Source organism: Desulfococcus multivorans, assembly GCF_001854245.1.
Lineage (GTDB): Bacteria > Desulfobacterota > Desulfobacteria > Desulfobacterales > Desulfococcaceae > Desulfococcus > Desulfococcus multivorans.
The window spans coordinates 2,359,205-2,372,802 of record NZ_CP015381.1 but is presented as its reverse complement, the minus strand read 5'-3'; the positions used below and the strand labels follow the sequence as shown (position 1 = coordinate 2,372,802).

The following is a 13,598-nucleotide window of genomic DNA, read 5'->3' as shown; positions in this document are numbered from 1 at the left end:
CATGACCGACTCTGTTTCCAGGATACCTCAGGTCAAGGTATGCGGCCTGACGGATCCGGCCCAGGCCCTTGCCGTTGCGAAACTGGGCGTGGATGCCGTCGGTTGCGTATTTTTCCCGAAAAGTCCACGGCATATGACCCGGGAGGCGGCCAGGACGCTCTGTCGGGTGTTGCCTGCCAACGTCCGACGCGTCGGTGTCTTTGTCGACGAGTCCTTTTCCCAAATCATGGGCGTCGTCGAGGCGTGCGGGCTCGATGTCGTCCAATTGCACGGACAGGAGCCTCCGGAGTTGATACGCCGACTTCGCCGACAGGGTCTTCTGGTCATCAAGGCCTTGTTCGCCGCCCGATCGCCTGGACTCTCCGATCTCGATACGTATGCACCTTCGGGATTCCTGGTGGAATGCGGCGCCGGAAAACTTCCCGGCGGCAATGCCGAAACGTGGGATTGGGCCCGGGCCAGGTCTCTCTCCGATCGTTATCCGCTCATTCTGGCGGGCGGCCTGACGCCGGAAAACATTGTCAGGGCGGTCGGCCTGGCTCAGCCGGATGCCGTCGATGTCAGCTCCGGGGTGGAGGCTTCCCCCGGCAACAAGGACCTTCGGAAGTTGGCGGCGCTGATGGCGGCGATCCGTGGATGCCGAATGGAGAGACGTCTGCTGAAAATTTTTTGATGCGGTTTCGGGCCCCGTGCCCTTCCCGGCGGATTTCCGGATGTTACCCGGCCTGTTTTGACGCGTTGGTCAAAAGGCGGTTTTAAGTGCCTTTCAAAATGTCTGTTTTGATTTTCCCGTCGAATTATGCTTTAATAAAAATCTCAACTTTCGACTTTCATCGGCCGGTGCCGGGAGGATACGGCCCGCGCCCGACGCGGTTTCGTTCAAGTGCCGCTAAAGCTTGCTCCGGGCTGCCCGGAAACTCGCTGCGCTCAAACAGTCCGGGCCGCTGATCCTCCGCGGCGCTTAAGCGGCACTAAAACTCACCGCTGAAGGGGCCCGGGCCGTATCCTCCCGGCACCTCTTTCCGGTTACCATCATGAAAGTCGAAAGTTGAATAAAAATTTTAATGCATGTTTTCCCAGGCGGAGGAGCCTCCGGATGATAATCATATCCCCCTACCACGAGATCCTGTATATGCCCGACGGCGATACGGTCCTGAAGATCATCGAACTGGCCGGGCGAACCTGCTATAAGAGCGAGGATAAAATGACACCGACATCGGGGGCCGATTTTATCCGGCGCATCGTCCGTTCCGGGCATCACAGCGTGATCGAGCACATGAACGTCACCGTGAAATTTACCTGTGACCGCGGTGTCAGCCATGAGCTGGTCCGTCACCGTCTTGCCGCCTACAGCCAGGAATCGACACGGTATGCCAACTACGCCAACGACAGATTCGGAAATGAAATTACCGTGATCAGACCCTTTTTCTGGGCGGAGGACTCCCAGGCCTACCAGGACTGGCGCTCGGCCATGGCCTATGCCGAAAAGATGTATCTCAAGCTTGTCCGGGAGGGAGCAAGTCCCCAGGAGGCCCGAAGCGTGCTGCCCAACAGCCTGAAGACCGAGGTGGTCATGACGGCCAATCTGCGGGAATGGAAGCACGTGATCAACCTGAGATGCTCCAGGGCCGCCCACCCTCAGATACGAGAAATCATGTTACCGCTCCTTGCGGAGATGCATCAACGTCTACCTGTTGTCTTTGAACAAGAACATGAGAAATATCTTAAACCGGCTTGAACCACCCCATTTGTCCGCCAATGGACTGACCCAGCCCCCCAGAGGTCCGCATCGACGTGTGATTCCCTGAAAGAGAGACAAGTGTATGAAAACGCCTATTGTCCTGGCCGCATTCGGCACGACCACCCGCGCCATGAAAACCTATTCCTTCATCAATGACATCTGTCGGGAGCGATTTATCGGCCATCCGATCTTCTGGGCGTTCTCTTCCCGTCAGGTCAGGGATTTTTCCAATCGGAACTACAACACCAACATGCAGCATCCCCACGAAGTGCTGCGGAAGCTCAAAAAAGAGGGCTACCCGTGGGCCGTGGTTCAGTCCCTTCATTTCACTTGCGGTCACGAGTTTTATCGATTGATCGAGGAGGTGGGCGACTGCGGGATACGGACCGCCATGGGGCTGCCGTTGTTGCACCGGCCCGAGGATTACAAATCCGTTGTCGCCGCCTTGATGCCCCATCTGCCCGAGGCGGCGGACGAGGCGATGGTCATGATCGGCCACGGCACGGATCATCCGAGTTGGAGCAGCTATGTCGCATTGGATTACATTTTCAGAAAGACGAAGTCGTCCGGGGTTTACGTGGGCCTTGTGGAACAGGGTTATCCAACCATGGCGTCGGTGATCGAGGAGGTGTCCAGGGACGGTTACCGGAAGGTGAAACTCGTACCCCTGATGCTGGTGGCAGGCCTCCATTTCGAAGAGGATATGTCGGGTGACAACCATTCCTGGCGGTTCGCTTTTGAAAATGCGGGCATAGCCGTTTCTCTGGAAAACCAGGGGCTGGGGTTCAACCGGGGGATCGTCGACCTCTATTGCCGTCACATTCACGACGCCCTTGACGTGATTCCCGACAACCAGGGCTGTCGTCTTCCATGCTCGAAAATCTCCGTCGTTTGAAGTATCGTTGTTCATGAGAATTTGAATTAAAACCCAACCCACGGCGGTTATATCGGGATTGGCGTATTGACATCCCCGCCATTCAGTTGCATGATGGGCGGCGTTTATTGAACGGCACGGCCGGTACCGGCAACGACCGGAAGCCAAGACGGCTGCCGGGAATACGGAAAGAGAGACGACGTACATGAAGGCATCTCCGGCAGTCGACATCAGGAAGGTATCCTTTTCCTACAATGGTCAATCCGTGCTTCAGGACGTCGATCTGACCCTGGAGGCCGGAGACTTCACGGCGCTTATCGGCCCCAACGGCGGGGGAAAAACGACACTTCTCAAATTGATGATCGGTCTTCTGACCCCGAACAGCGGCGACATCAGAATCCTGGGTGAGCCTCCCCGCCGGATAGCACATCGTCTGGGGTACATGCCCCAGGAGATCGGCATCAACAGGCATTTTCCGATTTCCGTTCTGGATGTGGTGCTCATGGGGCGCCTTGATCCCGCAAGGCGTTGGGGCGGGTACAGCTCGACGGACCGGGCTGCGGCTCAGAAGGCCCTCGAAGCGGTGAACATGTGGGAATTCAGACGCCGTCGCATCGGAGAACTCTCCGGAGGACAACGCCAGCGGGTTTTCATCGCCCGCGCCCTGGTCGCGGAGCCCGATATCCTGTTTCTGGACGAGCCCACCGCGAGTGTCGACGCCGTCCATCAGGAAAACCTGTTCGACCTTCTCAAAGTGCTTAACGAAACGGTGACGATCATCATCGTGAACCATGACCTGATGGTGATTTCCAGCTACGTCAAATCCGTGGCCTGTGTCAACCGCAGGCTTCACTATCACGGCGGCAACGAGATAACGGAAGATATGATTCGAATGTATCAGTGTCCGGTGGAATTGATCGCTCACGGCATCCCCCACCGAGTGCTGCGAACGCACGGGAGCAAACCATGTGGGAAGCGCTGCAATTCGAGTTCCTGAGAAACGCCCTCCTGGCCGGGTTGCTGGCCGGCGTCACTTGCGGGATGATCGGCACCCTCGTGGTCGTCAACCGCATCGTCTTCCTGGCCGGCGGGATTGCCCATGCGGCCTACGGCGGCATCGGGCTCGCGTTTTTTCTGGGATTGCCTTACATGTTAGGAACCTTCGGATTTTCGCTTGGGGTCGCCATGTTCATGGCGGCCATGACGGTTCGCAGCCGACATCGATCCGATACCGTTATCGGGGTGATCTGGGCGGTAGGTATGGCGATCGGGGTGATTCTGCTCGATCTTACCCCCGGCTACAACGTCGATCTCATGAGCTATCTTTTCGGGAGCATTCTTACAGTTCCCACGTCGGATCTATGGATCATGGGCCTCATGACGGTCATGGTGGCCGGACTTGTCGCTTTTTTCTACAATGCCCTGTTGGCGATGTCTTATGACGGCGAGTTTGCCAGGCTGCGGGGCGTTCCGGTGGCGGGACTCTATTTTCTGCTTCTGGGCATGATTTCGGTATGTGTGGTGATGGTCATCCAGGTGGTCGGTCTCATCCTCGTCATCGCCATGCTGACCATTCCCCCCTATATCGCCGAAAAATTTTCAGATTCCCTGGCAGGTATGATGCTGATATCGTGTCTCATCAGCTGTGTCTTCACGGTGGCGGGCCTCTGGATATCCTTCCGATACGATCTGACTTCAGGCGCAACCATCATTCTTGTCAACGGTGCGGGATTTTTCCTGTCGATCATCGGCGGGCGATGGATCGCCCGACATCGGCGGTCCGCGTCCTGACACGACGGTATTGTGCGCGGTCCACGGTCATCGACCGGTTTCGACGGCTTCCGGCCTTGAAGCGGCAGAGGCCCGCCGGAAATCATTCCGATCCACCGGGTCGTAGTATCGCCACTCCCCGTTGACTTTCACCTTGGGGGCCCTGTGGATCTCATCCCGGCCGCAGCGCATGAGTCGATCGCAGGCCATGATCCACCCCCTCAGCTCCCCATGTCGCGCCACCGCTTCACGCGCGTACTCGGAACAGGAGGGCGTCATGGGACAGGTTCCTCTGCGAACGGCGGAGAGATGGTCCAGGGGGCCCCGATAAAAGGCAAGCATCCCGCTGAAGGGCGAGGCTGAATACCCGCCGCCGGCACTTCCGGTCCCTGTTGCGCCGCAACCCGTCGCCAGGACGGCGAACAGAAGCATCGGGACGAGCCGCTTCATGTCGAACTGAGCGCCCGCAATTTTTCGGATCAGTCCTTTTGCGGCCATTCCACCCCTTTGTGCTCTTCCACGAAGTAGCAGAAACGGCTCCAGGTGAATTCACGGCGGCTTATAGGACATCTCAGGGTCAGTTTATGGTCGGTCACGCCGACGACCTCCCAGTCCCCTCTCCTGGGACCTTCCTGGATGTGAATCTTCTGTCCGATGCGAAAAGGGTAAGGCGCGAATGTCGTAACGTCATGTTTTTCCAATGGAGTCAATTCCTTTCCGACAAGGTTTCCGTCAAGGGCTGCGCCTCGAAAAAGAGCGGCCGACAGCTTGACAAGCGGGCATCATGGTTCACAATATACGGATTGAAAGCCGGCGGCGCAAGTGGATTCCGAGGTGTTTCACGGACGGCGTTGCCGGGGTCGGGGGCAGTCTTTCCGATTTCAGACAGCGACGTTGACACGACGATCATGATGACCTATAGGATATGACGCGTAACGGGTTTATCCCGGCGGCAGAGGGCGGATCGATGGGATCACGCAAAGCAGGAGAACCCGACAATATTGATCAGAAAAAAAATGAAAGGGGTAATGGAGAATGAAACGGATACTGACAGTGGTGATTGCCGCAGCCTTGGTAATGACAGGCTGTGCCGGGCCCCAGACAAAAACCGGAAAGGGCGCCCTTTACGGGACGACAGGGGGGGCCGCGGCCGGCGCGCTGGCCGGACAACTGATCGGTAAGGACACCAAGGGCACCCTGATCGGGGCGGCGGTAGGCGCCGCTGTCGGCGGCCTTACCGGTCTTGGCGCCGGCAAGTATATGGACCGACAGGAAGCCGATCTGAACCAGGCGCTGTCGCAGTCCCATGCGGCCCAGGTCTCCCGGGAAGGGAATCTTCTGGCCGTCACCCTGAAGGGCGACGTGACCTTCGACACCGATTCAACCGTCGTAAGACCCGGCCTTTACAATGAAATAGACCGCATCGCTCAGGTGATGGTCCAGTACCCCGAAACCCAGATTTTTGTCCAGGGGCATACGGACAGCACGGGCGCCGCGGAATATAATCAGAGGCTTTCCGAGCGACGCGCGGAAGCGGTGAGGAATCTCCTGCTCCAGCGCGGGGTTTCGGCCGATCGCGTCACCGCCATGGGGTATGGCGAGACGATGCCCGTGGCCACGAACGCCACTCCCGAGGGGCGTCAGATGAACCGAAGGGTGGAGATCAGAATCAAGCCGAACGAGCCGGCCGCCGGTTAGCCGTCATTCAGGCAGGGAAGCCGGTCTTCCCTGCTTCGATCGTTTTCCCGGATGCTCGACCTATTTCATTGCGGACTTGAACCACAACGCCGCTTCCCGAACGAATTTTTCCTGATTTTCGGGCAGGCTCATGGGGTGGTCTCCGTTTCTCAGCATGATCAGCCGCTTGGGCATCCTTGCTTTCTGATAGATCCGGTGTGCCTCGGAGGAGGAGATGATCCTGTCTGAATCGCCGTGCACGATGAGGATGTGGTGGATGCCGTCGATCCTGTCGGAAATATCGAAACGGAGCGCTTCGGGATCGATCTTCGGATGGTTGTGGGGCGCCCCCTTCCCGTTCTTCAGGTGCTGAACGATCCGATTTCCGTCCAAAGGAGCGGCGTAAGTGACCACGGCGGCAACATCGGCTTCGAGTGCAACGGAAAGCACAACGGCGCCGCCCAGGCTGCTGCCGAAGAGTCCCGTGACATCCCCCGTCTTCTCCGTTGCCCGAACGGCGGATATGGCGCTCAACAAATCCCTGCGACGGTTTTCAAAAGCGGTGACCTCTCCAAAGACGCCATCGCTCCCGCCGCATCCCCTGTGGTCAAAACGGAAGTAAGCGATGCCGAACTCGAGGCATTTTTCGGCCAGGGCGATCTGTTTTGGAGAATCACCCGTGCTGAAAAGGCCGTGGGATCCGATGACGACCGGCGGCAATGCGCTGTTTGGCGGCAGGTGGAGGGTTCCCTTGAGCTGAAAATCCCCGCTGTTAAAGGAAATATCCTGAGTCGTGCTGATGATTGATTCCGTTTCCGACATTAACAAAACCCTCCTTGATTTTCCATAATGGGTAGGATAAAAACCCCTGCTTTATACTGTATTTCGCTATAGCGGACAAGATTCAAAATTTCGGAGGACGGAGATGGACGTCAAAAATCGGCAGGAGCTTGAACTGGAGATCACGGACATCGCCTTTGGGGGGATGGGGTTGGCCAAGGTGGATGGATTCGCGGTGTTCGTGGATGGGACGGTTCCGCTGGATCGGGTCAGGGCCCGGATCTTCCGAAAAAAGAAACGTTACGCAGAGGCGCGCCTCATCGAAATCCTCTCGCCCTCACCCCATCGTCGCAAGGCGCCCTGTCGCTACAGCGGGTTCTGCGGCGGTTGCAGATGGCAGTTCATAGATTATGAGATGCAGCTTGAATACAAGCGCCGGCACGTGTCGGAGGCCATTGAACACATCGGCCTCATCAAAGACGTTCCCGTCCATCCCACTCTTCCCTCCCCCGTGATGTACGAATATCGGAACAAGATGGAATTTTCCTGCGCCGACCGGCGTTGGCTGCTTCCCGACGAGCTGGGGCAAACGGACATCGATACGGGTTTTGCCGTCGGCCTGCATGTGCCGGGAACCTTTCACAAGGTGCTGGATATCAGCGAATGCCTGATTCAGCCCCGCCTGGGCAACGACATTCTCGATGCGGTGCGCACCTTCATCAGGGCGTCGGAAATGCCGGTCTACGGGTTGAAATCCCACGAGGGCTTCTGGCGATTCCTGATGCTCAGGCACTCCGCAGCCCGGGATCAGTGGATGGTCAACATCATTACCGCCGAGGAGCGACGCGACGTGGTCTATCCCCTTGCAGAGCGCCTCATGGCCGACTATCCCGCGATCGTATCCATTGTCAACAACATCACGGCCCGCCGGGCCGGAATCGCGGTGGGCGAGTCCGAAGCCCCCCTTCTGGGCGGCACTGCCATCCGGGATCGCATCGGCGCCTTCGAATTTGAGATTTCCGCCAATTCCTTTTTTCAAACCAACACCCGCGGCGCAGAAAGCCTCTATGCGGTCGTCAAGGATTACGCCGGGCTCTCCGGTGACGAAACGGTCCTGGACCTCTATTGCGGCACCGGAACCATCGGCATCACCCTGTCGGATGCCGCCCGGTCGGTCACGGGAATCGAAATCGTCGAGAGCGCGGTTGCCGATGCCCGGCGGAATTGCCGCATCAACGGGATCCGGAACTGCCGGTTTATGGCCGGGGATATCCGGGACATGCTGTCGGGTATTGCCGTTTCCCCCGAGGTGATGGTCATCGATCCACCCCGCGTCGGAATGCACAAGGACGTGGTTCGACAGGTGATCGAGCTTGCTCCCCGGAAGGTCGTTTACGTCTCCTGCAACCCCGCGACCCTGGCCCGGGACCTGACCGTTATGAGCGAACATTACGACATCGCGGAGGTTCAGCCGGTGGACATGTTTCCCCACACCTTTCATATCGAATCCGTTGCCCGGCTCATCCGGAAATAGCCGGGCATGGCTTCGGTCGTGAGGCGGCACGTCAGCCGGATTCGACCAGCCGTTCCCGACCGCTGAAGATCAGAAGATCCCCCTCCTTGCTGATGCAGGCGAGCGTCATGTTCATCCTGCCGCCGAGGTCGACGGCAAGGGCCGTGGGCCGCGACATGCTGACGATGGTGCCGATGCCGGCCCGGGCACATTTCTGGACGAGTTCATAGCTGACCCGGGAAGAAAGTACGGCCGCGACCGTCTGCGGCAATCGGTTTTCCAGGAGGGCCTGACCGATGGCTTTGTCCAGGGCGTTGTGGCGTCCCACGTCCTCGCCCAGGCCCATGACCGCCAAGTCCCGACTGAAGAGCACCGCGCCGTGGGCGCTGTTGGTTTTTCGATAGAGATCCTGGTAGTCCTGCATCCGATCGTCGTTGATCCGTTCAAGAAGCGCCGCCAGATCGATCCGGGTCGTATCGGTGCTGGGAACCATGTTCTGAATGAGATCCTTCACCAACTCCTTCCCACAGATGCCGCAACTGGTCTGGCTGATATAACCGCGTCGCGCCAGGAGGTCGGAGACCTTTTCCCGCCGCTGGGGGGTGAGGGTCACGGCGATAACGTTGGGGTCCATCTGCTCGCAGTATCCGATAGCGGCAAAATCCTCGACCCGATCCACCAATCCCTCGGCAAGACAGAACCCTGCCGCCAGAAAGCGTTCATCCCCCGGTGTGCGCATCACCACGGCGTATGGGGTGTTCTCGACCCGGATGGACAGGGGCTCCTCGCTGATGAGCATTTGCGTTTCGGCGATCAGGGTATTTCCGGATTTGCAGCGAACGATGTTGTGTGATGATGTGCTTTCCAAATCTCTATCTCCTCTTGCCGACCCTGTGGATATCGAGGATCGGAATGCCGCCGGCGTTTCAGCGCCGGCGGGATTTATGCTGATATTGCCCTCAAGAAATAACTCAACTTTCGACTTTCATAGGCCGGTGCCGGTTACCATCATGAAAGTCGAAAGTTGAAAGTTGAAAAATAAAAATAGGACGCGAACCCATAATGTCACGCCCTTCTTATCTTCAGGCGTATCTGCCCCAAAAGGTGGAAAATCCCCTGGTGCCCGGCTGCCGATGTTATTTCAGCCACCTCACGGAATAGAGTTCCTTCCTTCGGCTGTCCAGATTTCTGACGCTGCCGTGTTTCCGCAGCTCTTTCAGCAGATCCAGATCCAGATCGGTCACAAGGGTCATCTCGGTGTTGGGGGTGGCCTCCGCGGCGACGGCATCGTGGGGAAACGCGAAATCCGACGGTGTGAAAATGGCGGATTGGGAATACTGAATATCCATGTTTTCGATCTTGGGCAGATTTCCCACGCTTCCCGAAATGGCGACATAGCATTCGTTTTCGATGGCCCGGGCCTGGGCGCAGCGACGGATCCTGAGGTAACCGTTTTTGGTGTCGGTCCAGAACGGAACGAGAAGAATCTGCATGCCCCTGTCGGCCAGCAGCCTGGACAATTCGGGGAATTCAGCGTCATAGCAGATCAGGATGCCGATTTTGCCGATGTCGGTGTCGAAAACCTTCAGGGCGTCGCCGCCTTTGAGTCCCCAATATTCGGCTTCATCGGGGGTAATGTGGAGCTTGTATTGGGCATCCCATGTCCCGTCGCGCCGGCAGAGAAACGAGACGTTGTGGAGTGTTTCACCGACGTATTCGGGGAGGCTTCCCGCGACAATGTTGATGTTGTATGCGACCGCCATCTGGAGAATCTCGTCCCGCAGCCGCTCGGTATGTTCGGCCAGAGCGCGCATGGCCGTCGGCGGATCGTCCTGGCTGTAATGCCCCAGAAGCGGTGCGTTGAAGAGCTCCGGGAACAGGATCAGGTCGGCGTTGTAACCGGACACCGTATCGATGAAGAATTCCACCTGCTGCAGGAGTTCTTCGAAGGATTTGAACGCCCGCATTTTCCATTGAACGACACCGATCCGGACGTTGGATTTCCGTCCCCACACGATCTTTTTCCGGCTCTCGTAAAAGATGTTGTTCCACTCGAGAAACACCGCGTGGCTGCGGGAGGAATTGTCTTCGGGAATATAGTTGCGGATCACCCGTTTCGGGTGGAACTCGTTGGCGAGCTGAAAGGTCAGCACCGGATCGACGATCTCACGGCTTCGCACCTTCTCGATGTAGGTGACCGGACTCATCTCCCGGTGGTATTTGGCATAGCCCGGTATACGGCCCCCAATGATAATTCCCTTCAGGTTGAGCTTTTCGCAGAGCTCCTTTCTCGCGTCATAGAGTCGTCGACCCAGACGCATGCCGCGATAATCGTTATGGACGAAAAGGTCTATGCCGTAAAGATAATCCCCCTTCGGGTCATGCCCTTTGAAGCTGCCGTCGGACACGATATCCTCGTAAGAATGGTCGTCCTCGAGACCGGCGTAGTCGATGATCAGCGTGAGCGCAGCCGCCACCACCCTGCCCTTGTCCTCGATGCAGATCTGCCCCTCGGGGAAAAGAGAGAGGATCGTCTTATATTCGTGCGCCTGCCATGCCCCGCCCATGCCGGCATAAGCCGCTTTCATGATGTCGCGGATATTGTCGTAATCCGTTAGACGAAGATTCCGGATTTGGAGCTTGTGGCTGGTGATATCGGTTCCCAATGATTCTCAGTCCTGTCTGTTATGGAATGTCGGTTTTTGTGACAGCGGGGTCGCACGCCCGGGCCGCATCGGCCTGCGACGGTAAGCCTCAACTCCCTATGGTCTATTTGCCCAGCATATCCTCCTTGAGGTTCTGATCCGCGGGCTTTTCCCCCAACCAGATACCGAACAGGGCCTTTTTGAACGCGGTCCCCTGAATCGCCCCGCGGAGCTGATTTTTCTTATAGACGCGGATCCCCTGCCCCGGGGAATAAATGATGTCATAGACATCCCCCGCACGCGCCGCTTCAGTGAAGCATGCATTGAATTTTTCGATCTGTGACGCAAGCGCCGCCGTATCTCCCCTGGTGCTGTTTTCGAATCCCTCGTTCCAGGCCTCGATCAGTTTCCGGCTGGGCACCCCGTCATGAATGAAGTGCATGCGGATGGCCATGGGTGCTTCCGCCGCGATAATCTTTCGGGCATCAGAACTTTTTTTTTCGAGATACAGCGCTCCGGCGTATATTTTCATGAAAAACCTTTGTCTCAAACCCACTCCGTTCAGAACGAGCGGCACATTGCCCGCCGTCAGCGTATCCGGGACGGCGACGCCGCCGACGGTTTCGGCGGAACACGAGGGTAACACCACCGTCAGTACGGCCAATGCGATCATTATACAGCGTTTCAACACAATGACTTATCCTTTCAATTCGATCGCCGACCATGTGTGCGGCGGCGGGTCGATCATCTCCGTGCTCGCCGGCCCCGCTTCGGATTCAACGAAAAATCCCCCTGCCTTTTACGGTATGGGGGATCGTAAAACCGAACGACATGATCGGGATCATACTGCCGGGATCAATCGCCCATTTCAGCCATATGATCGTCGTACAGGGTTTCAAGACCCAGCTTGTGCCTGGCTTCTTCCTGGCAGAGGATCTTGAAAATGGCTTTGGCGTTTTCGGACTTGGCCTCGGCCAGCAATTTGTTGTAGAGCTTCAGAGCGTTTTCCTCCCGCTTGATGGCGACAATCAGAATGTCCCGATATCCCATTCCCGGCTTGTAAACCATGTCGTCCATGTAGTCGCTGCGCTTGATGTCCTTGATCCATTTGAACTGATAGTCTTCGACGCCTTCGGCATAGCCTTTGACCTTGAGCTCTTCGAGCATGCGTTTGTGCTTTTTTTCTTCTTCCGAAAACTCGATCAGCATTTCCTTCGAGCCTGACATGGATTCTTCCCGGCTGGCTGTAAGGTAAAAGTCGACGGCTTCCTGTTCCTTCTGGATCGCAAAATCGATAATCTCGTTTATGCTTTCAAAATGCATTCCTGTCTCCTTTCCAGGTGGATGATGAACTATGTTTCAAGGCTTCCGATCAGCTCTGTCAATCGGGAAATGCCGTGGGTGATCATGTAGCGTTCGATGCCGTCGACGATCTGGACCGATACGGTGGGGTCGATGAAATTGGCGGTGCCGATCTGAACGGCAGCGGCGCCGGCGATGATAAATTCCAAGGCATCCTCGGCTTTGGCGATGCCGCCGATCCCCACCACCGGCACCTCGCTCATCTGGGCGACCTGCCACACCATTCTGAGCGCCACCGGTTTGATGGCGGGTCCGGACAGTCCGCCGGTGATGTTGGCGATCTTGGAGCGCCGACGGTGGATGTCGACGGCCATGCCGGTGATGGTGTTGATGAGTGAGAGAGCGTCTGCGCCCCCATCGATGGCGCTTCGGGCGATCTGAGTGATGTCGGTGACGTTGGGAGAGAGTTTGACCATGAGCGGTCGTGAGGTTCGTTTCCGGACGGCCTCAACCACCTCGTTAGCCATCTGCGGGTCGACGCCGAAGGCGATGCCGCCGGTCTTGACGTTGGGGCAGGAAATGTTGAGTTCTATACCGGCAATCCCTTCAATGTCATCAATTCTCCGGGCCAATTCGGCATATTCCTCGACGGTTTTGCCGTAAATGTTGATCCATGTCGGTGTTGCGATCGATCTCAGGAAAGGCAGCTTTTTTTCAACGAAGGCGTCGAGGCCGACATTTTCAAGGCCGATGGCGTTCAGCATCCCGCAAGGGGTTTCGGCGATGCGCTGGGGCGGATTGCCTTTGGCGGGAGAGAGGGAAAGCCCCTTGACAACAATGGCTCCCAGACGGTTGAGATCGATGAAGGGAGAATATTCACGACCATACCCAAAGGTGCCCGAAGCGGTCATGACCGGGTTCTTGAGCAGGACACCCCCGATGCGGGTCGTCAGATCGGGTTTTAAATCGGCTGTCAAATCCGTGGCTTCGGGCATATCGTCACGCTTTTGGAAAGTCATGGTTAAAACAGGCTTCAGAACAATATCCGGGTTAATCTAACGACTTCTGTGAGAAATCGCAAGACTATTTTTTGGACGGAAGGGCCGGGGGTCTTGGAAATGGGACGCATAGACACCATTGGGGATCCGGAAACCGCCGCCGCCAAAAATGGAAAATTTTCTTGGAAAGCGCTTTACAATTCAAAAATCAGACTATATTTTGAGATATTATTCTAACACATGTTTCAGAAGTCATACCGACTCGTGCGATGGCCCGAATCGGTTTAATTCTGTCAAA

At 57.0% G+C, this 13,598-nt stretch carries 15 protein-coding genes; 7 read left to right on the top strand and 8 right to left on the bottom strand.

Annotated features, from left to right (window positions below; all coding sequences use genetic code 11):
* The first annotated feature begins 1 nt into the window (after nucleotide 1).
* The 5 genes from dmul_RS10355 to dmul_RS10335 all read left to right on the top strand — a co-directional run bounded on the left by dmul_RS10355 (nucleotide 2) and on the right by dmul_RS10335 (nucleotide 4,406).
* On the top strand, nucleotides 2-673 hold the full coding sequence (locus dmul_RS10355) for a phosphoribosylanthranilate isomerase (protein WP_020878621.1): 672 nt from the start codon (nucleotides 2-4) through the stop codon (nucleotides 671-673).
* A 423-nt stretch (nucleotides 674-1,096) separates the two neighbouring features.
* Nucleotides 1,097-1,738: an FAD-dependent thymidylate synthase gene (gene thyX, locus dmul_RS10350; protein WP_020875363.1), complete on the top strand. Its 642-nt coding sequence runs from the start codon at nucleotides 1,097-1,099 to the stop codon at nucleotides 1,736-1,738.
* Nucleotides 1,739-1,823: 85 nt separating this feature from the next.
* Nucleotides 1,824-2,636: a sirohydrochlorin cobaltochelatase gene (locus dmul_RS10345; protein WP_020875364.1), complete on the top strand. Its 813-nt coding sequence runs from the start codon at nucleotides 1,824-1,826 to the stop codon at nucleotides 2,634-2,636.
* Nucleotides 2,637-2,820: 184 nt separating this feature from the next.
* Nucleotides 2,821-3,612, top strand: a complete 792-nt coding sequence (locus dmul_RS10340) for a metal ABC transporter ATP-binding protein (protein ID WP_020875365.1) — start codon at nucleotides 2,821-2,823, stop codon at nucleotides 3,610-3,612.
* Nucleotides 3,582-4,406 carry a metal ABC transporter permease gene (locus dmul_RS10335; RefSeq protein ID WP_020875366.1) on the top strand — a complete coding sequence of 275 codons (825 nt, stop codon included), beginning with the start codon at nucleotides 3,582-3,584 and terminating at the stop codon, nucleotides 4,404-4,406. The genes dmul_RS10340 and dmul_RS10335 overlap by 31 nt, the downstream gene beginning before the upstream one ends.
* Nucleotides 4,407-4,433: 27 nt before the next feature.
* Here the strand turns inward: dmul_RS10335 and yidD are convergent, their stop codons facing one another.
* Nucleotides 4,434-4,883 (bottom strand): membrane protein insertion efficiency factor YidD, encoded by a 450-nt coding sequence (gene yidD, locus dmul_RS10330; RefSeq protein WP_020875367.1) that lies wholly within the window; start codon nucleotides 4,881-4,883, stop codon nucleotides 4,434-4,436.
* Nucleotides 4,865-5,086 (bottom strand): hypothetical protein, encoded by a 222-nt coding sequence (locus tag dmul_RS10325; RefSeq protein WP_020875368.1) that lies wholly within the window; start codon nucleotides 5,084-5,086, stop codon nucleotides 4,865-4,867. The genes yidD and dmul_RS10325 overlap by 19 nt, the downstream gene beginning before the upstream one ends.
* 334 nt (nucleotides 5,087-5,420) lie before the next feature.
* Between dmul_RS10325 and dmul_RS10315 the strand changes: the two genes are divergently transcribed.
* Complete coding sequence (locus dmul_RS10315; protein WP_020875369.1) at nucleotides 5,421-6,083, top strand: YiaD family glycine zipper/OmpA-like lipoprotein; 663 nt, start codon at nucleotides 5,421-5,423, stop codon at nucleotides 6,081-6,083.
* A gap of 60 nt (nucleotides 6,084-6,143) precedes the next feature.
* Here the strand turns inward: dmul_RS10315 and dmul_RS10310 are convergent, their stop codons facing one another.
* On the bottom strand, nucleotides 6,144-6,884 hold the full coding sequence (locus dmul_RS10310) for an alpha/beta hydrolase (protein WP_020875370.1): 741 nt from the start codon (nucleotides 6,882-6,884) through the stop codon (nucleotides 6,144-6,146).
* A gap of 103 nt (nucleotides 6,885-6,987) precedes the next feature.
* On the opposite strand from dmul_RS10310, the gene rlmD reads away from it, so the two are divergent.
* Nucleotides 6,988-8,376: a 23S rRNA (uracil(1939)-C(5))-methyltransferase RlmD gene (gene rlmD, locus dmul_RS10305; protein WP_020875371.1), complete on the top strand. Its 1,389-nt coding sequence runs from the start codon at nucleotides 6,988-6,990 to the stop codon at nucleotides 8,374-8,376.
* 31 nt (nucleotides 8,377-8,407) lie between these two features.
* On the opposite strand, the gene fdhD is transcribed toward rlmD, so the two are convergent.
* The 5 genes from fdhD to dmul_RS10280 form a co-directional block, all read right to left on the bottom strand.
* Nucleotides 8,408-9,223, bottom strand: coding sequence for a formate dehydrogenase accessory sulfurtransferase FdhD (fdhD, locus tag dmul_RS10300; RefSeq protein WP_020875372.1), 816 nt, complete (start codon nucleotides 9,221-9,223; stop codon nucleotides 8,408-8,410).
* 268 nt (nucleotides 9,224-9,491) lie between these two features.
* The gene (locus dmul_RS10295; protein ID WP_020875373.1) at nucleotides 9,492-11,021 is read right to left on the bottom strand and encodes a carbon-nitrogen hydrolase family protein; all 1,530 of its coding nucleotides are present in this window, start codon (nucleotides 11,019-11,021) and stop codon (nucleotides 9,492-9,494) included.
* A 103-nt stretch (nucleotides 11,022-11,124) separates the two neighbouring features.
* Nucleotides 11,125-11,691, bottom strand: coding sequence for a chalcone isomerase family protein (locus dmul_RS10290; RefSeq protein ID WP_020875374.1), 567 nt, complete (start codon nucleotides 11,689-11,691; stop codon nucleotides 11,125-11,127).
* A 164-nt stretch (nucleotides 11,692-11,855) separates the two neighbouring features.
* Nucleotides 11,856-12,323, bottom strand: coding sequence for a ferritin family protein (locus dmul_RS10285; RefSeq protein ID WP_020875375.1), 468 nt, complete (start codon nucleotides 12,321-12,323; stop codon nucleotides 11,856-11,858).
* A 29-nt stretch (nucleotides 12,324-12,352) separates the two neighbouring features.
* On the bottom strand, nucleotides 12,353-13,297 hold the full coding sequence (locus dmul_RS10280) for a dihydroorotate dehydrogenase (protein WP_040413969.1): 945 nt from the start codon (nucleotides 13,295-13,297) through the stop codon (nucleotides 12,353-12,355).
* Between the last annotated feature and the right edge of the window lie 301 nt (nucleotides 13,298-13,598).